General features: G+C 66.6%; 23 protein-coding genes. 10 read left to right on the forward strand and 13 right to left on the reverse strand.

The window, feature by feature from the left end; genetic code table 11:
• Position 1 precedes the first annotated feature (1 nt).
• From RCP80_RS18785 to RCP80_RS18810, 6 genes are all read right to left on the reverse strand, one after another.
• Positions 2-1252, reverse strand: a complete 1251-nt coding sequence (locus tag RCP80_RS18785) for an MCE family protein (RefSeq protein WP_308479115.1) — start codon at positions 1250-1252, stop codon at positions 2-4.
• Between the two features lies 1 nt (position 1253).
• On the reverse strand, positions 1254-2108 hold the full coding sequence (locus RCP80_RS18790) for an ABC transporter permease (protein WP_308479116.1): 855 nt from the start codon (positions 2106-2108) through the stop codon (positions 1254-1256).
• 12 nt (positions 2109-2120) lie between these two features.
• A complete protein-coding gene (locus RCP80_RS18795; RefSeq protein ID WP_308479117.1) occupies positions 2121-2894 on the reverse strand; it encodes an MlaE family ABC transporter permease in 774 nt (257 codons plus the stop codon).
• Between the two features lie 143 nt (positions 2895-3037).
• Positions 3038-3277 (reverse strand): ferredoxin, encoded by a 240-nt coding sequence (locus tag RCP80_RS18800; RefSeq protein WP_373693377.1) that lies wholly within the window; start codon positions 3275-3277, stop codon positions 3038-3040.
• On the reverse strand, positions 3274-3687 hold the full coding sequence (locus tag RCP80_RS18805; RefSeq protein ID WP_308479118.1) for a nuclear transport factor 2 family protein: 414 nt from the start codon (positions 3685-3687) through the stop codon (positions 3274-3276). The genes RCP80_RS18800 and RCP80_RS18805 overlap by 4 nt, the downstream gene beginning before the upstream one ends.
• Positions 3684-4919, reverse strand: a complete 1236-nt coding sequence (locus tag RCP80_RS18810; RefSeq protein WP_308479119.1) for a cytochrome P450 — start codon at positions 4917-4919, stop codon at positions 3684-3686. The genes RCP80_RS18805 and RCP80_RS18810 overlap by 4 nt, the downstream gene beginning before the upstream one ends.
• 125 nt (positions 4920-5044) lie before the next feature.
• On the opposite strand from RCP80_RS18810, the gene RCP80_RS18815 reads away from it, so the two are divergent.
• The gene (locus tag RCP80_RS18815; RefSeq protein ID WP_308479120.1) at positions 5045-6226 is read left to right on the forward strand and encodes a LuxR C-terminal-related transcriptional regulator; all 1182 of its coding nucleotides are present in this window, start codon (positions 5045-5047) and stop codon (positions 6224-6226) included.
• 100 nt (positions 6227-6326) lie between these two features.
• Here the strand turns inward: RCP80_RS18815 and rplQ are convergent, their stop codons facing one another.
• From rplQ to infA, 7 genes are all read right to left on the reverse strand, one after another.
• Entirely contained in the window at positions 6327-6878 is a 552-nt protein-coding gene (gene rplQ, locus RCP80_RS18820) for a 50S ribosomal protein L17 (RefSeq protein ID WP_308479121.1), read from the reverse strand.
• A 60-nt stretch (positions 6879-6938) separates the two neighbouring features.
• The gene (locus RCP80_RS18825; RefSeq protein ID WP_308479122.1) at positions 6939-7991 is read right to left on the reverse strand and encodes a DNA-directed RNA polymerase subunit alpha; all 1053 of its coding nucleotides are present in this window, start codon (positions 7989-7991) and stop codon (positions 6939-6941) included.
• An 84-nt stretch (positions 7992-8075) separates the two neighbouring features.
• Positions 8076-8681 carry a 30S ribosomal protein S4 gene (rpsD, locus tag RCP80_RS18830; RefSeq protein WP_308479123.1) on the reverse strand — a complete coding sequence of 202 codons (606 nt, stop codon included), beginning with the start codon at positions 8679-8681 and terminating at the stop codon, positions 8076-8078.
• A gap of 26 nt (positions 8682-8707) precedes the next feature.
• Positions 8708-9124 carry a 30S ribosomal protein S11 gene (gene rpsK / locus RCP80_RS18835; protein ID WP_308479124.1) on the reverse strand — a complete coding sequence of 139 codons (417 nt, stop codon included), beginning with the start codon at positions 9122-9124 and terminating at the stop codon, positions 8708-8710.
• Between the two features lie 4 nt (positions 9125-9128).
• A complete protein-coding gene (rpsM, locus tag RCP80_RS18840) occupies positions 9129-9503 on the reverse strand; it encodes a 30S ribosomal protein S13 (protein ID WP_308479125.1) in 375 nt (124 codons plus the stop codon).
• A gap of 187 nt (positions 9504-9690) precedes the next feature.
• Positions 9691-9804 carry a 50S ribosomal protein L36 gene (rpmJ, locus tag RCP80_RS18845; protein WP_003919293.1) on the reverse strand — a complete coding sequence of 38 codons (114 nt, stop codon included), beginning with the start codon at positions 9802-9804 and terminating at the stop codon, positions 9691-9693.
• Positions 9805-9853: 49 nt separating this feature from the next.
• Positions 9854-10075, reverse strand: coding sequence for a translation initiation factor IF-1 (gene infA, locus RCP80_RS18850; protein ID WP_003418601.1), 222 nt, complete (start codon positions 10073-10075; stop codon positions 9854-9856).
• 325 nt (positions 10076-10400) lie between these two features.
• Between infA and RCP80_RS18855 the strand changes: the two genes are divergently transcribed.
• The 9 genes from RCP80_RS18855 to RCP80_RS18895 all read left to right on the forward strand — a co-directional run bounded on the left by RCP80_RS18855 (position 10401) and on the right by RCP80_RS18895 (position 20611).
• Positions 10401-10907, forward strand: a complete 507-nt coding sequence (locus RCP80_RS18855) for a hypothetical protein (RefSeq protein WP_308479126.1) — start codon at positions 10401-10403, stop codon at positions 10905-10907.
• Positions 10908-10937: 30 nt separating this feature from the next.
• A complete protein-coding gene (locus RCP80_RS18860) occupies positions 10938-12395 on the forward strand; it encodes a flotillin family protein (protein ID WP_308479127.1) in 1458 nt (485 codons plus the stop codon).
• A 56-nt stretch (positions 12396-12451) separates the two neighbouring features.
• The gene (locus RCP80_RS18865) at positions 12452-14116 is read left to right on the forward strand and encodes an NAD(P)/FAD-dependent oxidoreductase (protein ID WP_308479128.1); all 1665 of its coding nucleotides are present in this window, start codon (positions 12452-12454) and stop codon (positions 14114-14116) included.
• A gap of 30 nt (positions 14117-14146) precedes the next feature.
• A complete protein-coding gene (locus RCP80_RS18870; protein WP_308479129.1) occupies positions 14147-15595 on the forward strand; it encodes an ATP-binding protein in 1449 nt (482 codons plus the stop codon).
• Positions 15596-15625: 30 nt separating this feature from the next.
• On the forward strand, positions 15626-16483 hold the full coding sequence (locus tag RCP80_RS18875; protein WP_308479130.1) for an LLM class F420-dependent oxidoreductase: 858 nt from the start codon (positions 15626-15628) through the stop codon (positions 16481-16483).
• Positions 16484-16506: 23 nt separating this feature from the next.
• The gene (locus tag RCP80_RS18880; RefSeq protein ID WP_308479131.1) at positions 16507-17364 is read left to right on the forward strand and encodes an LLM class F420-dependent oxidoreductase; all 858 of its coding nucleotides are present in this window, start codon (positions 16507-16509) and stop codon (positions 17362-17364) included.
• A gap of 27 nt (positions 17365-17391) precedes the next feature.
• Positions 17392-18387 (forward strand): dTDP-glucose 4,6-dehydratase, encoded by a 996-nt coding sequence (gene rfbB / locus RCP80_RS18885; RefSeq protein WP_308479132.1) that lies wholly within the window; start codon positions 17392-17394, stop codon positions 18385-18387.
• A gap of 1 nt (position 18388) precedes the next feature.
• Complete coding sequence (locus tag RCP80_RS18890) at positions 18389-18994, forward strand: dTDP-4-dehydrorhamnose 3,5-epimerase family protein (protein WP_308479133.1); 606 nt, start codon at positions 18389-18391, stop codon at positions 18992-18994.
• A gap of 90 nt (positions 18995-19084) precedes the next feature.
• Positions 19085-20611, forward strand: a complete 1527-nt coding sequence (locus RCP80_RS18895) for a CoA-acylating methylmalonate-semialdehyde dehydrogenase (protein ID WP_308479134.1) — start codon at positions 19085-19087, stop codon at positions 20609-20611.
• Positions 20612-20615: the final 4 nt, after the last annotated feature.

Raw genomic sequence — 20615 nt, forward strand, 5'->3', positions numbered from 1 at the left:
GTCATCCGCCCGGCCCCGGCGCGGCTCCGGGCAGGCACTGCCTGATGCTCGCCCGCTCGGGGTTCCCACGGGTCACCGGGAAGTAGTTAGCCCAACAGGGATGGCCGATACCGGGATTCGGCCGGATGTCCAGACCCGGTCCCCACCCGGTGTTCGTGATGAGCTGGCGGACCGGGAAGTTCTCGGTGGCGTCCGGTAGCGACCCGCAGCCGGGCTTCCCACCGGGACCTCCCTTGGCGGCGATGACGGGCAGGTTGTCCGGGTACTTGTACGGGTCGTTACCGAACAACAGGCCGACATCGAACTGAATCGAGCGGTCGTTGTCCCCACCCCAAGCATCGAACCCGCCGTTGTCGAGAAACCACGTTGCGCCTTGTAGCCAGCAGGCGTACACCGGGCTGTACTTGTTCAGCAGGCCGGTCGTGGGCTCAAGAATGTTGACCAGACCCACCAGGCTGTCCTTGCTGGATGCCAGCAGTTCAGTTCCGGACCTGGCCAATCCAGTGGTGCTGAGCAGCAAGTGATCCAGATTCGCTGCCCGGTCGACCACGGTCTTGCTGGTAGTACTCGCGCCGTCGAGGATGGTCACGATGTCATTGGCGACCGCGGCATAGGTGTCGTTGAAACGCCCGAAGGACTGCCAATCCTGCCGGATTGTCTCGTTGCGTTCGTTGAGCGCGGTGAGGACGACGTTCAGGTCGGTGGTGGCCTGCCCCATCCGTTCGCCCTGGCCGCGCACGCCGTCGGCGACGGCGGTGAGAACCGCGTTGAGCTTGGAAGGATCGATCATCCGCAGGAGGTCGGACAGGTTCTCGAAAATGGTGTTGACCTCGGTACTGACATTCGTTGACTGCAGCACCGCGCCGGCGGCCAACGGGGCAGGGCTCGGATCCGGCGGATACACGAGCTCGACGAACTTCGCGCCGAATGCAGTGGTGGCCTGAATTCGTGCCTGCACGTTCGCAGGGATGAACTGGGTCTGGTTCGGGTCAATCGCCACTTCCAGCTTGGCACGGCCGTCACCGCCACTGATGTTGCGGACCCGGCCCACCTCGACGCCGCGCAGCTTCACTTTCGCACCGGTCTCCATCACCAACCCGGATCGGTCCGAAGTCAAAGTGACTGGAACATGAGAACTGAACGTGCCGCTGTAGACGCCGACGGTGACGAGAAGAAACGCGCCCACGACAGCCAGCAAGATGACGGTCCACCAAGCGTTGTGGATGCGGGCTTCGCCCTTGCGCGGCCCCATGTCAGCCCGCCAGGTTGAAGTTGCCAGACTGCCCGTAAACGGCCAGTGAGATCATCACGATTTCGATCGCGGCGACGACCATCGATGTGCGCACCGCGCGGCCCACCGCCTCGCCGACCCCCGCGGGTCCACCGGACGCGGTGAAGCCGTAGTAGGTGTGCACGAGCATGATGACGACTGTCATTGCCACACACTGGAAGAAGGACCAGATCAGGTCAGTCGGGTTGAGGAACGTCCCGAAGTAGTGGTCGTAGACCCCTGAACCCTGGCCGTAGATCACGGTGGTGCCGAAGCGGGCCGCGAGAAACGCCATCATCACCGCCACGCAGTAGAGTGGGATGACCACGATCACCCCGGCGAGGACACGCGTCGCGGCGAGATAAGTGACGCTGCGGATTCCGATCACCTCGAGCGCGTCGATCTCCTCGTTGATCCGCATCGCACCCAACTGGGCGGTGGCGCCGGCGCCGATGGTGGCCGACAAGGCCACTGAGGTGGTGCCCGGCACGATCAGCCGGACGTTGAAGAACGCCGAGGCGAATCCGGTCAGCGCCTCGAAACCCACCGACGCAAGTTGGTTGTACCCCTGCACCGCAACCAAGGCGCCCGTTGTCATGGTCAAGAAGCCGACGATCGCGACAGTTCCACCGACAACGGCCAGGGCCCCGCTGCCCAACCCCATCTGCGCGATCAACCGCAACAACTCGGTCCGGTAGTGCGTGACGGCATCGGGGATTGCCGCCAACGTATTGGCGTAGAACCGAGCTTGGCCACCGATACGGTTCCAAGCGGCGACGAACTCGTCGACCACATGCGCAAGCCGTCCAAACGGCCTGCTGGGTGTCCCGACGCTCATGGCACTGCCACCTCACGTGACCGTGAACTGGATACCGACCGCGGTGACGAGGATGTTGATCGCGAACAACACCGTGAAGGTGAAGACCACGGTCTCGTTGACCGCGTTGCCTACCCCCGCAGGTCCGCCGTTGACGTAAACCCCCTTGTAGCAGGCGATCAGTCCGGCTGCCAAGCCGAAGAGCGCCGCCTTGGCAAGCGACACGATAACGTCCCCGGCACCGGTGAGCAGGGTCAGCCCGGAGACGAACGCACCCGCCGAGACGTTCTGGATGTACACACAGAATACGAATGCGCCTGTCAGACCGACGATGATCACCGAGGCGGCCAGGGCAAGCGCCACGGTTGTCGCCGCGAGTACGCGGGGCACCACCAACGCTTGTATCGGATTGATACCCATGACCCGAAGCGCGTCGAGTTCGTCACGAATCGTACGGGCGCCGAGATCGGCGCACATCGCAGTGGCGCCGGCGCCCGAGACCACCAGCACCGTCACGATCGGCCCGATCTGGTTCACCGTTCCGATAGCGGCGCCCGTCCCCGAGAAGTCCGTCGCGCCAAACTCATTGAGCAGGATGTTGAAGGTGAACACCAGCAGGACCGAATACGGCATTGTCAGCATCAGCGCGGGTACCACCGATACTCGCGCGACGAACCAGGTCTGGATGACGTACTCGTGCCAGGCGAATGGCCGCTTGAACATCGAGACGAAGGTGTCCAACGACATCGCGAATATTCGGCCGATCGCACGTACCGGCTTTGCTGCCGTCTGCGCGGCTATCACCATGGCGCCACCCACCTCTCCTCCGGACGGGTCGATGTGGATAAGTGACATTCGAGGGCGTAAGCGCCCCGCACATCTATGTCCATATCCAACGCTTTCAACTGATCCTCGTACTGATGCATTGCTTCTGCAGCGGCGGCTTGTCCTCAGTCACGTATCTTGGCGCTGTCGCCAGAAGCTAAGTGGTGCAACTTATTCGGAAACACCTGAAGAGCGCCCGACGGGCACAGCCCGACTGCGGCCCGAACCCGGGCCTGCTGGTCGTCGGGTACCTCCTCGAACGCGAGCACGACGACACCGCTCTCGTCCTGGTCGAAGAACCCGTCGGCGGTCATCACGCACATTCCGGCGGACATGCAGATCTCGCGGTCGGCGGTGACCCTCATCGGCTGAACGCATCCTGCGTCAAGGCGGAGTTCATGAAGTCACGAAAATGCAGCCAGCGCCCATTGCGAAGCGTGATGATGTGCGCGAATTCCGATTGCCATTCGTGGCCGTTGTCGAGCCTGCGGAAGCGCTGCCGACCCCAAACGGCGAGGTCGTCACCCTGGGCGATGAACTTCCACGGTTCCATTTCGACGATCTCGATGGTCTGCCCGACCCTGCTGAAGAACGTCATTGCGTCGGAGATGCCTCGGTAATCACCGGCATACGGGATCTTCTCAGTGCCGTAGTAAGTGATCCGCACATCTGGATCGAGGTACCGCAGAGCGGTATCCAGGTCGCCGGCAGGCACCGCGGCATAGATCGCCTTGGTCGCGTCGATGTTGCGCGCCTCTCCAGTGATGGCGGTCATGAGAGGCACAGGGGCAGGCGGACATACGCGTGCGTCAGCAAACTGGCGGTCTGCTTCGTACCGGGGTCGTCGCTCAAGGCAATGTGCTCATACCGGTCGAGTACCGCGTTGAGCATCGCGGTCACCTCCAGTCGGGCCAGCGAGGAACCAAGGCAGAAGTGCAACCCATGACCGAGTGACAACTGCTTGCGCAGATTCGGCCGGTCGATGTCGAGTCGCGACGGGTCGGGAAAGATGGCGGGGTCACGGTTGGCCGAACCGAAGAACAACGCCACCCACTGCCCCTTGCGGATCAGCTTGTCCCCCACCTCGACATCGCGGGTGGCGATCCGGAACAGTCGCTGCGGAGGTCCGTCGAGCCGCATCGTCTCTTCGATGAAGACCGTCAGCAGTGAGCGGTCTGCGCGGATCCGCGCGGCGACCTCGGGTTCCCGCGCCAGGGCATGCAACAGGTTGCCGATCAGAAACGTCGTGGTTTCACTACCCGCGACCACCAGCGTGACACAGAACCGGACGATCTCCTCGGGAGTCAGCCGCTGACCGTCCACCTCCGCGCGCAACAACGCCGAAATGAGGTCTTCGGCGTCGTCGACGTCTTCGCTTGTCGCCTGTTGAGCAACCCGGGCGGAGTGCTCGGCGAGTCGGGCAGCGAACGTCGCAACCATCTCCTCGTTGCTCGCGATGCGCTCCTCCGGAGTCAGAGACGAGGACAACATGAACGCGTTGGCCCAACGTCTGAACCGGACGTGGTCGCCTTCGGGCAGGCCCAGCAGGCGCACCATGGCCCTGGTGGGGATTTCGGCCGCGAACGTCATCACGTCCACTTCGCCCTCCCCGAGATCGTCAAGCAATCGCGGGATCAACTCGTTGAGCCAGCCGTCCAGCCGCTTAATGCGGCGCGGAGAGAACGCCTGCCCGACCAACTTTCGTTCCACCTCGTGTTTGGGCGGATCGGTGTTGACCAGCATCAGACTGGGGGCGGTGGAGGCCTCTTGGAGTGGGTCCCGCGACGAGAACGTGGCACTGTCGCGGGCGGCCTCGAAGACCTGGTCGTAGCGAAAAAGCGCCCACGCGGTGACGGGCTCGTCGGCACCGGGCACAGTACCCGGGGGCCAATCGCGGTAGCCCGCGACCGGGGAGGACGCGCGCAGCTGGTCGTACAGCGGATAAGGGTCGGCGATGCCCTGTGGCGTCGTGAGCAACTCGAGTGCCGAAACCGTGGTCGATGACATGTCCACTAGCCTCGGCCAACCACGTCAGCAAAGCGATCCCCCGTTGTGGAGCACTTCTACCCCCGTATGAGGGCATTTTGCAGTTCATACCGCAAGCCCGGCGCGGCCGGAGGACAGTGAACACCATGACCGTCACCGGCGACACACCCGACTCCGAGTCGGGCGCGACGTTGGCGGGCCATGCTGGCTGGGCGTCGCGTCCGGCGGTTGAAAGCGAGGCTGCCCGCCGCTACCGAGAGGTGTTTCGGGATTGGCGTATTGACCCTACCGACGATCCAATGGCCGCGGTGTCGGAAGCGATCGACACCAACGCCACCGAGGTGCGAAACGCCTTGGAGGCGTGTGGCGACGAAGAGGCGATCATCGCACTGGAGTCAGTGCTCGACTTGTGTTCACTGGAACGGGAGTTGATCGAGGACGGCGCGAGGCGGCGTACGTTCGCGCTGTTGCAGGTTCAAGAGGCCTTGAGCAAGTTGCGGGTGGTCGATGATGTTGCGACGATCGTCGACCGGGCCCCGCGAGAGCTGGTGGAGTCGTGTGGATTTGATCGCGCCGTGCTTTTCCGCGTGCATGAGGGCCGGATGTTCATGGAATCGGCGTACTTCGGCGACGATCGCGAGGGCGCCGAGAAAATGGTCGCGTTCGCCCAATCCGTGGCGCCGCCGTTGGACCACATGTTGTTGGAGACACAGATGATCCGCCGTCACGCACCGGCGATCGTGCGCGACGCCCGCAACGACCCCCGCGTCAACAGACCGATTATCGACTTCTCGATGACCCATTCCTATGTAGCGGCACCGGTAATGCCGACGGGCAAGGTGATCGGCTTCCTGCATGCCGACCGGTTGTACTCAGGCCGACTGGTTGACGAGATCGACCGCGACACGGTGTGGGCGTTCGCGGAGGGATTCGGGTACGCCTACGAGCGCACGGTGCTGATGGAGAGGATGCGCCGCCAGCACGCGGAGGTGCGTAATGCGCTGGCGTCGGCGGACGAGGCGGCCCGTGCGTTACAAGACGCCGATCTTGACCTGCGCAAGATCGAACCGCTGGAGCGCAGTCCCGCGGCGAGGTCCCTGGCCGAGGTGCAGACGAGGGTGATGACGATGCTCACCCGCCGTGAGGTCGAGGTGCTTCGGCTGATGGCGGCCGGTCGCACGAACCAACAAATCGCCGATGAGCTGGTGATCTCGGCGGGCACCGTCAAGTCCCACGTGAAGCGGGTGCTGCGGAAATTGCATGCCACGAACCGTGCCGAGGCCGCTTCGGCATACGTGCGGTTGGCCAGTGTGCCCGACGTCGGCTGAGGCGATACCAAGGCGCAACCGCACGGCGGCGGCCAGGCGGCGATCTGACGGAACATGCCCGCCACCGGAATCAGTGACGGGCATGCTCACAGCGTTGTCGCTAGGACTTGGTGTCATCCTCGGCGTCAGCCTCGGGCGCCTCGGCCTCGGTGGCCTCGACCTCGGTGGCCTCGGCCTCTTCGGCGGTGGGGCCTTCGGCCTCTTCCGGCTCGACGGCCGCCTGCGGCGCCGCCGCGGCCGCCACCGGTTGCGCGGCCGCCGAGCGGCGGGCGCGGTCGGCCTCCGAGGTCACGGTCTTCTCCCGCACCAGCTCGATGACGGCCATGGGTGCATTGTCACCCTTGCGCGCCTCGACCTTGATGATGCGCAGGTAGCCACCGTTGCGGTCGGCGTAGAACGGCGCGATCTCGGCGAACAGCGCGTGCACCACGTCCTTGTCGCGGATCTTCTTCATCACCTGACGCCGGTTGTGCAGCGAACCCTTCTTGGCGTGGGTGATCAGCTTCTCCGCGTACGGCCGCAACGCCCGCGCCTTCGGCTCGGTCGTCTTGATCCGGCCGTGCTCGAACAGCGCGGTGGCCAGGTTGGCCAACAGCGCCTGCTGGTGCGAGGACGACCCGCCGAGGCGAGGCCCCTTTGTGGGCTTGGGCATTGCGACTATCTCCTAAATGGGGCCGGCCCCCGTATCAGGTAGGACCGGGACGGAATTCTGTTAGAGCTGCTCGGTTTCGGCGTAGTCCTGATTGTCTTCCGCGTCGTAACCGGCTTCGCTGTTCCAGGTGCCGGTGGCGACGTCGTAACCGGCAACCTCGGACGGATCGAACGTGGCGGGGCTGTCCTTGAGCGAGAGACCCAGCTGATGCAGCTTGATCTTGACCTCGTCGATGGACTTCTGGCCGAAGTTACGGATGTCCAACAGGTCGGACTCCGTGCGGGCGACCAGCTCGCCCACGGTGTGCACACCCTCACGCTTGAGGCAGTTGTACGACCGCACCGTCAGGTCCAGGTCATCGATCGGCAGCGCGAACGAGGCGATGTGGTCGGCCTCGGCCGGCGACGGCCCGATCTCGATGCCCTCGGCCTCCACGTTGAGTTCGCGTGCCAGGCCGAACAATTCGACCAGGGTCTTGCCGGCCGAGGCCAGCGCGTCCCGTGGGCTGATCGAGTTCTTGGTCTCGACGTCCAGGATCAGCTTGTCGAAGTCGGTGCGCTGCTCGACACGCGTGGCCTCCACCTTGTAGGTGACCTTGAGGACCGGCGAGTAGATGGAATCGACCGGGATGCGGCCGATCTCGGCACCGGAGGCCTTGTTCTGCACCGCGGGCACGTAGCCACGGCCCCGCTCGACGACCAGCTCGACCTCGAGCTTGCCCTTGTCGTTCAGGGTCGCGATGTGCATTTCGGGGTTGTGCACGGTGCAGCCGGCCGGCGGCACGATGTCACCCGCGGTGACCTCGCCCGGTCCCTGCTTGCGCAGGTACATGGTGACCGGCTCGTCCTCCTCGGACGAGACCACCAGGCTCTTGAGGTTCAGGATGATCTCGGTGACATCTTCCTTGACCCCGGGAACGGTGGTGAACTCGTGCAACACCCCATCGATGCGGATGCTGGTGACCGCCGCGCCCGGGATGGACGACAGCAGCGTGCGCCGCAGCGAGTTGCCAAGGGTGTAACCGAAACCCGGCTCCAACGGTTCGATGACGAACTGCGAGCGGTCCTCGGCGATGACCTCTTCGCTCAGGGTGGGACGCTGAGAAATCAGCATGGTGTTTCTTTTCTCCTTCTCGGCACCCGCTATTTGATGCCGTTCGGTGGCCGGCCCCCGGGATCGGGGGCGCGACGGTTCCTCTTACTTCGAGTAGAACTCGACGATCAGCTGCTCGGCGAGCGGCACCTGGATCTGCGCACGCTCCGGCAACTGGTGGATCAGGATGCGCTGACGTTCGCCCACGACCTGCAACCAGGACGGGATCGGACGCTCACCCGCGGTCTCGCGGGCGATCTGGAACGGCACGGTGTTCAGCGAGGTTTCCCGCACGTCGATGATGTCGTACTGCGACACCCGGTAGCTCGGGATGTCGACCTTGACACCGTTGACGGTGAAGTGGCCGTGGCTGACCAGCTGGCGGGCCATCCGGCGGGTACGCGCTATGCCGGCGCGGTACACGACGTTGTCCAACCGGCTCTCGAGGATCTGCAGCAGCTCCTCGCCGGTCTTGCCGGCGCGGCGCTGGGCCTCCTCGTAGTAGCGACGGAACTGCTTCTCCATCACGCCGTAGGTGAAGCGGGCCTTCTGCTTCTCCTGCAGCTGCAGACGGTATTCGCTCTCCTTGATCCGCGCGCGGCCGTGCTGGCCGGGCGGGTAGGGACGCTTCTCGAAGGACTGGTCTCCGCCGACAAGGTCGACGCCGAGGCGACGCGACTTGCGCGTGACGGGTCCGGTGTAACGAGCCATTTATTCTGTACCTCTTCCTGACTCTCTTAGACCCGGCGCCGCTTGGGCGGACGGCAACCGTTGTGGGGCTGTGGTGTGACGTCGGAGATGGCGCCCACCTCCAGGCCGGCGGCCTGCAGCGAGCGGATCGCGGTCTCGCGTCCCGAACCCGGGCCCTTGACGAAAACGTCGACCTTCTTCACGCCGTGTTCCTGCGCCTTGCGGGCCGCGTTCTCGGCGGCCAGCTGCGCGGCGAACGGCGTCGACTTGCGCGATCCCTTGAATCCGACATGGCCCGAGGACGCCCAGGCGATGACGTTGCCCTGGGGATCGGTGATGGACACGATCGTGTTGTTGAACGTGCTCTTGATGTGGGCGGCGCCGTGCGGGACGTTCTTCTTTTCCCTCTTACGGGTCTTCTGCCCCTTCTTCGCCGTGGAGGCCGACTTCTTCGCTTGTGGCATGTGCTTACCTGGCCTTCTTCTTGCCGGCGATGGTGCGCTTGGGACCCTTACGAGTGCGCGCATTGGTCTTGGTCCGCTGGCCACGCACCGGCAAGCCGCGGCGATGCCGCAGGCCCTGGTAGCAGCCAATCTCGATCTTGCGGCGGATATCGGCCTGCACCTCGCGGCGCAGATCACCCTCCACCTTGAGGTTGCCCTCGATGTATTCGCGCAGCTGAGTCAGCTGGTCATCGGTCAGGTCTTTGGTCCGCAGGTCCCGGTCGATACCGGTCGCATCCAGGATCTCCTGGGAGCGGGTACGGCCCACGCCGAAGATGTAGGTCAGCGCGATCTCCATGCGCTTATCGCGCGGGAGATCGACGCCCACTAGACGTGCCACAGTGGTGTGCTTCCTTCTCTATGCGGAGGTCTGTTCCCAGCTCGTTCCCGCCTGCTGACGGGGTCCGGCCTCCGAACCGAACGTGTCCGAGCCGCCAATCGGCCCGGTGAAACTGGGAGGTCTGCATTCAGTTGTGGGTGACGACGTCGCAGCCGAAGCCAACTGCTCTTCGCGCGAGCGCTCGTCGCTAGCCCTGCCGCTGCTTGTGGCGCGGATCGGGGCAGATCACCATGACCCGCCCATGCCGGCGGATCACCCTGCACTTGTCGCAGATCGGCTTGACGCTCGGGTTCACCTTCACGGCTGTTCGATCCTGTTCTCTGTCGTAAATGGGGCAGTGTTGCGGGGCGCTACTTGTACCGGTACACGATGCGGCCGCGGGACAGGTCGTACGGAGACAGCTCCACTACGACGCGGTCCTCCGGCAGGATGCGGATGTAGTGCTGCCGCATCTTGCCGCTGATGTGCGCGAGCACCTTGTGACCGTTCTCCAGCTCAATGCGGAACATCGCATTGGGCAATGGCTCGACCACGCGGCCCTCGACCTCGATGGCACCGTCTTTCTTGGCCATACTTCTTGGCGATCCTGTCGTCTGGTGTTTCGTAACTACTTCGGTTTCGTATGTGTTGTACTCGTTAGCGCCCGCATCAGCGCAGCCACGTCCGCGACTACAATCAACGTGATATCCCGCCTGGAAAGTTCCAGGAAATCTTTAGAATGCACGCAAGAAGTCGGCGCGGTGGCCGCACCGTTGGTCCACGATACCCGCTCTGCGCTCAGGCTCCAAAACTCCTGCAGGCGGACCGACCGCGGTGATGCGAGGATCATCCCAGCAGCACCGACAGTGCGTCAACACGCTGTGGACCGGCGCTGGCGGCCGGCAGAAAGGAGCCCCGGTGACGGCTGGGTACCTCGCCGCGTTCGCGGTGGGCGGAATCGCGCTGCTCGCCACGCTGCTGCTGACCGACCTCGACGTCGGGGGTGACGGTGACGGCCTGCCGTTCCTGAGCCTGACCAGTGTGTCGGCGGGTCTGCTCGGCGCCGGCACCGGCGGCCTGGTCGGCACGTTCGCCGGTATCGGCGCGGTGACCACCGGCGTGATCGCCGCGGTCAGCGCCGTCGTCCTGATCGCCGCGCTGCAGGGCGTGCTGCTGCCCTACCTGCGTCGCCAGGAGGCGAACTCGCAGCGGGGCCGGGCCTCCTACATCGGCCGGCTCGGCACCGTCACCCTCGACGTCGCGCCCGACGGCTGGGGCGAGATCACCTTCCTCGACGCCGACGGCAATCGCGTGCACACCCGCGCGATCACCGCCGAAGCACGGCCCCTGCGCAAATCCACCACGGTGTACATCGCCGACGTCGACGCGGACTTCGTCCACGTCGTCGCGGTGCCCGAGCCCTGAGTCACCCGCCACCGCCAGAAAGGTCGACCGATGTCCACCCTGATGATCATCGTCATCGTCGCCGCCGCAGCCCTGCTGCTGCTCGTGGTGCTTCCCCTGATCTATGTGAAGAACTACATCAAGGTCCCGCCGAATGAGGTCGCGGTGTTCACCGGCCGCGGCACCCCGAAGGTGGTGCGCGGCGGCGCCCGATTCCGGATGCCCGGCATCGAACGCGTCGACATCATGAGCCTGGAGCCGTTCAACGTCAGCATCAACCTGCAGAACGCGCTGTCCAACAACGGCGTGCCGGTCAACGTCGAGGCCGTCGGCCTGGTCCGGATCGGCTCGGCCGAAGAGGCCGTGCAGACCGCGGTGCAGCGCTTCCTGACCTCCGATCTCAACGAGCTGCAACGGCAGATCAACGAGATCCTGGCCGGCTCGCTGCGCGGCATCACCGCGACCATGACCGTCGAGGACCTCAACTCCAACCGCGACACCCTGGCCCGCAGCGTGGTCGACGAGGCCGGCGGCGACCTGGCCCGGATCGGCATGGAGGTCGACGTCCTCAAGATCGCCGGCATCTCCGATGCCAACGACTACCTCAAGTCGCTGGGTCAGCGCCGGATCGCCGAGGTGAAGCGCGACGCCGAGGTCGGCACCGCCGAGGCCGAACGCGATGCGCAGATCCAGTCCGCCAAGGCCCGCCAGGAAGGCTCGGTGGCCCAGGCCGAGGCCGATACCGCGATCGCGACCGCCAACCAGCGCCGCGATGTGGAACTGGCGCGCCTGCGCGCCCAGACCGAGGCCGAGAACGCCCAGGCCGACCAGGCCGGCCCGCTGGCCAATGCCCGCGCCCAGAAGGACGTCGGCATCGCCACCGAACAGGCCGAGGCCGCCCGGGTGCAGGCCCGCATCGAGGTCGAGCAGCGCCGCGCCGAGCAGGCACAGGCCGCGCTGCAGGCCGACGTGATCGCACCGGCGGAGGCGCAGCGCCAGGCCGACATCGCGCGCGCCGAAGGTCAGCGTCAGTCCGCGATCCTGGCCGCTCAGGCCCACGCCGAGGCGGCCCGGCAGGCCGGCGATGCCGAGGCCGACGCCCGCAAGGCCGCCGCCGAGGCGTTGCGCGTCGAACGGCAGGCCGAGGCCGACGGCATCAAGGCCCGACTGCTGGCCGAGGCCGACGGCAAGAAGGAGATCGCCGCGGCGCTCAACAGCTACTCGGCCGGCGCGGCCCGCCTGCAGATGCTGCCCGAGGTCCTGCAATCGGTGATCAAGTCCACCGAGGCGGCCGCGGCACCGCTGGCCGAGATCGAGCGGATGTCGATCATCGGCGGGTCCGGCGATGTCCAGGATGCGATCGGCGGCCTGCTCGGGGTGAGCCCGCTGGCGGTCGCCAAGACCATCGAGGCGCTGAAGTCCTCGGGCATCGACGTGGCCGCGATGCTGAACCGCAGCGACGGCGACCACCCCGCGGCGGCCGCGGAACCGGCGTCGCCCTCGGAGTAACCGGAGTTCGGCCGTCCCCCACCGGTTTGCGTCGCTGCGGCGCATACTGGACGGCGATGCCCGGATCACAGTCCCCCAGCCGTAAGCCCGTCATCCTGACCGTCGACGACGACCCCGGGGTTTCGCGTGCGGTGGCCCGGGATCTGCGCCGCCACTACGGTGAGCACTTCCGGATCGTGCGCGCCGAATCGGGGCCGGATGCGTTGGCGGCCCTGAACGAACTCAAGCTGCGCGGCGAGACCGTGGCGGTTTTCGTCGCCGACTACCGGATGCCGCAGATGAGCGGTATCGAGTTCCTCGAGGCCGCAATGGATCTGTACCCGCTGGCCCGCCGGGTGCTGCTGACCGCCTACGCCGACACCCATGCCGCGATCGATGCGATCAACGTCGTCGACCTCGACCACTACCTGCTCAAACCGTGGGACCCGCCGGCGGAGAAGCTGTACCCGGTCATCGACGCGCTGATCGATGCGTGGCGCTCCGCGGGTGACCGGGCCATCCCGCACACCAAGATCGTCGGCCATCCCTGGAATGCCCGCTCTTCGGAGGTCCGTGAATTCCTGGCCCGAAATCGGCTGCACTACAGCTGGTTTCGCGCCGACGAAGCCAAGGGCGCGCGGCTGTTGGAGGCGGCCGGGCTCGATGGCCTGACGCTCCCGGTGGTGATCACCGAGCAGGGTCAGACGTTGGTGGGACCGTCCGATGCCGAGTTGGCGGCCACCCTGGGGCTCACCACCACGCCGGCCGAGGACTTCTATGACCTGGTGGTGATCGGCGGCGGCCCGGCCGGTTTGGCCGCCGCCGTCTACGGCGCCTCCGAAGGGCTCAAGACCGTACTGATCGAGCGGACGGCCACCGGCGGTCAGGCCGGTCAGAGTTCGCGCATCGAGAACTACCTGGGCTTCCCGGACGGATTGTCGGGCTCGCAGTTGGCCGAGCGCGCGCGCCGCCAGGCCGAGAAGTTCCGGGCCGAATTGATCACCGCCGCCGAGGTGACCGCCCTCGAGGTCGACGGTGCCGCGCGCACCGTCCAGCTGTCCGATGGCCGCTGCATCGGTGCGCGTGCGGTGATCCTGGCGATGGGCGTCGAGTACCGGCAACTGCCCGCGGCGGGCTGCGCCGGGCTCACCGGGGCCGGGGTGCATTACGGGGCGACGTCGTCGGTGGCGGCCGACTGCGCCGGCGACGACGTGTACGTCATCGGCGGCGCCAACTCGGCCGGTCAAGCGGCGATGTTCCTGTCGCGCACCGCGCGGTCGGTGACGATCGTCAGTCGTCGCACCCTCGAAGAGTCGATGTCGCACTACCTGATTCAGCAGATCCGGGCCAACGACCGGATCGTCGAGATGCCCCATACCGTGGTGCACGCCGTCAACGGCAACGGACATCTGGAGGGCATCTGCCTGGAGGACACCCGCACCGGGACGCGGTCGAACTTCCGCTGTGGCCGGATGTTCATCTTCATCGGCGCCGAACCGCGCACCGACTGGCTCGACGGCGTGGTGGTGCGCGACGACCACGGCTTCATCCTGGCCGGGCCGGATCTGCGCGAGGTGTCCGGGTGGACCATCGATCGCCCCCCGCACCACCTCGAGACCAGCGTCCCCGGCGTCTTCGCCGCCGGGGATGTCCGGGCCGAGTCCGCCAAGCGGGTGGCCGCGGCCGTCGGCGAGGGCTCGATGGCGGTGATGCTGGTGCACCGGTATCTGGCCGAGGCCTGAGCACAGGGCGAGACGACGGGGGAAACGCAGATGTCCGAGGAATGCCAGGCCGAGGAATTGCGGACGCTGTTCCTGTTCGAGCAGCTGTCCACCGAGCAGCTCGAGATGTTGTGTACCGCTGGGTATATCGAGACCTTCCCGGCCGGACCGCTGTTCGCCGAGGGGGAACCCGCGACGCGGCTCTACGTGCTGATCGACGGCGAGGTGGTGATGTCGAAACGCTCGGGTGGCGTCGACATCGAGACCACTCGGACCTCGCAGCGCGGCGTGTACTGCGGCGCCTGGTCGGCCTATCTCCCCTACGCCGAGCGCGCCTATCAGACCTCGGTGCGGCTGACCGTGCCGTCCCGGATGTTCGTCCTGCCCGCTGCCGACTTCGCCCGGTTCATGCAGACCCAGTTCCCAATGGCCGTGCACCTGTTGGAGGGCCACATGATCGGTGGGGAGCGGCAACGCCAACTCGTCGGTCAGCGCGAACGACTGCTCGCGCTGGGCACCATCACCGCAGGCCTGACGCACCAACTCAACAATCCGGCGGCGGCCACCGCCCGCGCGGTGGCCGATCTGCGCGAGGGTATCGGCAAGATGCGGCACAAGCTGGCGATGCTCGCCGAGGGCAAGTTCACCCCGGCTGCGCTGCGGGTGCTGGTCACCGTCCAGGACGAGGTGGCCGAACAGGTGGCGAGGACGGACCGGACGGAGCCCTCGGCACTGGAATCCGCGGACCGCGAGGACGAGCTGGGCCAGTGGTTCGAGGACCACGGGATCGCCGGCGCCTGGGAGTACGCGTCGACATTCGTCGAGGCCGGCCTCGACATCAGCTGGCTTCAGCGGGTCGCGAGCACCGTCGATGCCGCCATGCTGCCGAGCGCGATCGGCTGGCTCAAGCACACCATCGACGCCGAACTGCGCACCCAGGAGATCGCCGAGGCGAGCAAGCGCATCTCGGCGCTGCTGGCCGGGGCCAAGCAGTATTCACAGATGGACCGCGGCGCGTACCAGAGTGCGAACGTCAACGAACTTCTTCGCAGCACCATCATGATGTTCGGCGACAAGCTCGGCGCGCCGGGCAAGGGCAAGCCGGTGACCCTGGTCAAGGAGATGGATTACGACCTGCCCGAGATAGCCTGCTATCCCGGCGATCTCAACCAGGTGTGGACCAACCTCATCGACAACGCGATCCAGGCCATGAACGGCCACGGCACGCTGACGGTGCGGACCAACAGCGACAACGCGGCGATGATCCGGGTCGAGATCTGCGACGACGGACCCGGCATCCCCGCGGACATCGTCGAGAAGATCTTCACCCCGTTCTTCACCACCAAGCCCATGGGCGAGGGCACCGGGCTGGGCCTGGATCTGGCCTGGCGGGTGGTGGTCGAGAAGCATCACGGCAGCCTGTCGGTGGAATCGAAGCCCGGCGACACCCGGTTCACGGTGTGTCTGCCGTGCCAGGCCCCGCCCCCGGGCGCGGAATAGTCGGCGCGCCGGCCAAGGTTGTTCTTGAACATGACCAAACCTGACCTCGGCACCTTCGGCGTATTCGGCCACTACGTCCAATGGCAGCAGCTGCCGCCCGAACAGCTCCGCGAGATCGAGCGACTGGGTTACCGAGCGCTCTGGGCCGGCGGGTCGCCGGCGGCCGAATTGGAGTGGGTCGAACCGATCCTGGCCGCGACCGAGACCTTGCAGGTCGCCACCGGCATCGTGAACACCTGGACCGCCCCCGCCGAGGTGGTGGCGCAATCCTTTCACCGCATCGAGGCGGCCTATCCGGGCCGGTTCCTGCTCGGCATCGGCATCGGCCACCCCGAGGCCCAGACCGAGTACCAGAAGCCCTACGACGCGCTGACCGAATACCTGGACCGCCTCGACCAGCACGGTGTGCCGGTGGACCGCCGCGTAGTGGCCGCACTCGGTCCCCGCGTCCTGGAGTTGTCGGCGCGTCGCAGCGCCGGCGCCCACCCGTACCTGACCACCCCGGAGCACACCGCCCGGGCCCGCGAGATCCTCGGTGCGCAGGCCTTTCTGGCGCCCGAGCACAAGGCCGTGCTCAGCACCGACGCCGAGCATGCCCGGGCTGCCGGTCGTAAGATGCTCGACATCTACCTGGGTTTGCAGAACTACCGGAACAACTGGAAGCGCCTCGGCTTCAGCGACGCCGACCTGGCCAAACCGGGCAGCGACGCGCTGGTCGATGCGGTGATCGCGCACGGCAGCGCGGAGCAGGTCGCCGCGCGCCTGCACGAGCATCTGCGCGCCGGAGCCGACCACGTGCCCGTCCAGGTCCTCACCCGAGGTGACAAGCTGGTAGCTGCACTCGCCGAACTGGCCGGGCCTCTGGGGCTGACCACCGGCGCCGCCTGACGACCGACAGAGATGGACCCGCGATGACCGACGCAGTTTCGCTCAAACCCGACCTCGGCCGCTTCGGCGTCTGGACCTTCGGCCCGGTCAGCCCGACAACCGCCGTCGAGATCGAGAAGCTGGGCTACGGCGCGCTGTGGGTGGGCGGCTCGCCGGCCGCCGACCTCGACTTCGCCGAACCGATACTCGCCGCGACCGAGACCCTGCAGCTGGCCACCGGCATCGTCAACATCTGGACCGCACCCGCGGCCGAGGTGGCCGAGTCCTATCACCGCATCGAAAAGGCCTACCCCGGGCGGTTTCTGCTCGGGGTCGGGGTCGGCCATCCCGAGCACACCGAGCAGTACGCCAAGCCGGTGGAGGCGCTGGTGAAATACCTCGACGACCTCGACGCCAAGATGGTGCCCACCAGCCGGCGGGTCATCGCGGCGCTGGGCCCCAAGGTGCTGCGGCTCGCGGCGCAGCGCAGCGCCGGCGCCCACCCCTACCTGACCACCCCCGAGCACACCGCCAGCGCGCGTGGCCTGATCGGCAACACGGTGTTCCTGGCCCCCGAGCACAAGGTCGCGCTGACCCGCGACGCCGCCAGCGCCCGCGCGCTGGGCCGCCAGTCCGTGGACTTCTATCTGGGGCTGTCGAATTACGTCAACAACTGGCGCCGCATCGGCTTCACCGCCGAGGAGGTCGCCTCGCCCGGCAGCGACCGCCTGATCGACGCGGTGGTCGCGCACGGCACACCCGAGTCGATCGCGGCCCGGCTGACCGAACACCTCGACGTCGGCGCCGATCACGTCACGATCCAGGTCCTCGGCGACCCCGAGGACCTGCTGCCGACGCTGGCCGATCTGGCCGGCCCCCTGGGCCTGACCGCCGGGAGCTGACCCGGGCATCGGGTAGGGTCTGCTTCCATGCGTTTGCTGGTCACCGGGGGTGCCGGATTCATCGGCGCCAACTTCGTTCAGAGCACCGTGCGCGAGCATCCCGAGGACGACGTGACCGTGCTGGACGCGCTGACCTACGCCGGCAGCCGCACCGCACTGCGCGGCGTGGAGGACGCGGTCGAGTTGGTCGAGGGCGACGTGGCCGATTCGGCCCTGGTCGACAAACTGGTGCGGTCCTGCGACGCCGTCGTGCACTTCGCCGCCGAGACCCACGTCGACAACGCGCTCTCGGATCCCAGTCCGTTCGTACACTCCAACCTGATCGGGACGTTCACGCTGTTGGAGGCCGTGCGCGAGCACGGCGTTCGGCTGCACCACATCTCGACCGACGAGGTCTACGGCGACCTGGCACTCGAGGGCACCGAGCGGTTCACCGAGGACACCCCCTACAACCCGTCGAGCCCGTACTCGGCGACCAAGGCCGGCGCCGATATGCTGGTGCGCGCCTGGGTGCGGTCCTACGGCATAGCCGCGACAATCTCGAACTGCTCCAACAACTTCGGCCCTTATCAGCACGTGGAAAAGTTCATCCCGCGCCAGATCACCAACATTCTCACCGGCCGTCGCCCCAAGCTGTACGGCACCGGCGCCAATGTGCGGGACTGGATTCACGTCGACGATCACAACAGCGCGGTGCGACGGATCCTGGAGCACGGCACCCCGGGCCGCACCTACCTGATCGGCGCCTCCAACGAGCGCTCCAATCTCGCTGTGCTGCAGTCGATCCTGACAATCATGGATCGCGATCCCGATGACTTCGAACATGTCACCGACCGCGCCGGCCACGATCTGCGTTATGCGATCGATCCCACGGTCCTCGGTGCCGAACTGGGCTGGACACCGGCCCACACCGACTTCGACGACGCGCTGCGCGCCACGGTCGACTGGTATCGCGACAACGCCGACTGGTGGTCGCCGCTGAAGGACACCGTCGAAGACCAGTACGCGAAGCGGGGGCAGTGAGATGGCGTTCCGTGAACTGCGCGTCCCGGGCTCCTACGAGATCACCCCGGCGCTGCACACCGACGAGCGCGGGACGTTCTTCGAATGGTTCGCCGATGCGGAGTTCACCCGGCTCGCCGGGCACCGCCTCGACCTGAAGCAGGCGAACTGCTCGGTGTCCTCGGCCGGGGTGCTGCGCGGCCTGCACTTCGCGCAACTGCCGCCCGGCCAGGCCAAGTACGTCACCTGCGTGCGGGGCTCGGTCTTCGACGTGGTTGTCGACGTCAGGGTCGGATCGCCGACCTACCGCCAGTGGGACGCGGTGCAACTCGACGACCGCAGCCGCAACTCGGTGTACCTGTCCGAGGGACTCGCGCACGGCTTCCTGGCGCTCGAGGACGACTCCACGGTGATGTATCTGTGCTCGGCGGGCTATGACCCGCAGCGCGAGCACACCATCTCCCCCACCGACCCCGCGATCGGGATCGCCTGGCCGGAGACGGTTTTCGGCACCAGCCGGGTGATCTCGGAGCGTGATGCCGCCGCGCCCAGCCTGGCCGGGGCCGAGGCGGCCGGGCTGCTGCCGACCTGGGACGAGACCCGCGACTTCATCGCCGGCCTGCGCTGAGACCGTTCTGCGGCAGGGTCTTGCGCATCCGCATCCCCAAATACTAGGATATGCAAGTATCTCTGCTCCAACTCCCGCGTAGGACGTCTCATGACCTCAAAGATTCCGCACTTCGTCGATGGACGCCGTAGCGATCTCGCCTCCACCCGCACCGCCGATGTGCTCAACCCCAGCACCGGCGATGTGCAGGCCCAGGTGCTGCTCGCCTCGACCGATGACGTCAACACCGCCGTCGCCTCCGCCGTGGCAGCCCAGAAAGAGTGGGCGGCCTACAACCCGCAGCGCCGCGCCCGCGTGCTGATGAAGTTCATCGAGCTGGTCAACGCAAACGCCGACGAGCTGGCCGAACTGCTGTCCAAGGAACACGGCAAGACCGTCGCCGACTCCCACGGCGACATCCAGCGCGGCGTCGAGGTCATCGAGTTCGCCGTCGGGATCCCGCACCTGCTCAAGGGCGAGTTCACCGAGAACGCCGGCACCGGCATCGACGTGTACTCGATCCGGCAGCCGCTCGGCGTGGTCGCCGGCATCACCCCGTTCAACTTCCCCGCGATGATCCCGCTCTGGAAGGCCGGACCGGCACTGGCCTGCGGCAACGCCCTGATCCTCAAGCCGTCCGAGCGGGACCCGTCGGTGCCGCTGCGGCTGGCCGAGCTGTTCACCGAGGCGGGTCTGCCCGACGGCGTGCTGCAGGTGGTGCAGGGCGACAAGGAGGCCGTCGACGCCATCATCGAGCACCCCGACATCCAGGCCATCGGCTTCGTCGGCAGCTCGGACATCGCCCAGTACATCTACTCCGGTGCGGCCGCCCACGGCAAACGCGCCCAGTGCTTCGGCGGCGCCAAGAACCACATGGTCGTGATGCCCGACGCCGACCTGGATCAGGCCGTCGACGCCCTGATCGGCGCGGGCTACGGCAGCGCCGGTGAGCGCTGCATGGCGATCAGTGTCGCGGTGCCGGTCGGCGAGGAGACGGCGAACCGGCTGCGCAACCGGCTGGTCGAGCGGATCAGCCAACTGCGCGTCGGGCACAGCCTGGATCCCAAGGCCGACTACGGCCCGCTGGTCACCGGCGCGGCCCTGGAGCGCGTGCGCGATTACATCAAGCAGGGCGTCGACGCCGGTGCCGAGTTGGTGGTCGACGGCCGCGAGCGGGCCAGCGACGACCTGGCCTTCGGCGACGAGGACCTGTCGAAGGGGTACTTCATCGGCCCCACCCTGTTCGACAACGTCACCGCCGAGATGTCGATCTACACCGACGAGATCTTCGGGCCGGTGCTGTGCATCGTGCGCGCCGAGGACTACGACGAGGCGCTGCGGCTTCCTTCCGAGCACGAGTACGGCAACGGTGTGGCGATCTTCACCCGCGACGGCGACGCCGCCCGCGACTTCGTCTCCCGGGTGCAGGTCGGGATGGTGGGCGTCAACGTGCCGATCCCGGTTCCGGTGTCCTACCACAGCTTTGGCGGCTGGAAGCGCTCCGGCTTCGGTGACCTGAACCAGTACGGGACGGCGTCGATCCAGTTCTACACCAAGGTCAAGACCGTGACCGAGCGCTGGCCGTCGGGCATCAAGGATGGCGCCGAGTTCGCCATCCCCACCTTCAAGGAGGGGTGAGGTC

This window comes from Mycolicibacterium sp. MU0053, from assembly GCF_963378095.1.
In the GTDB taxonomy this organism is placed as follows: Bacteria; Actinomycetota; Actinomycetes; order Mycobacteriales; family Mycobacteriaceae; genus Mycobacterium; species Mycobacterium burgundiense.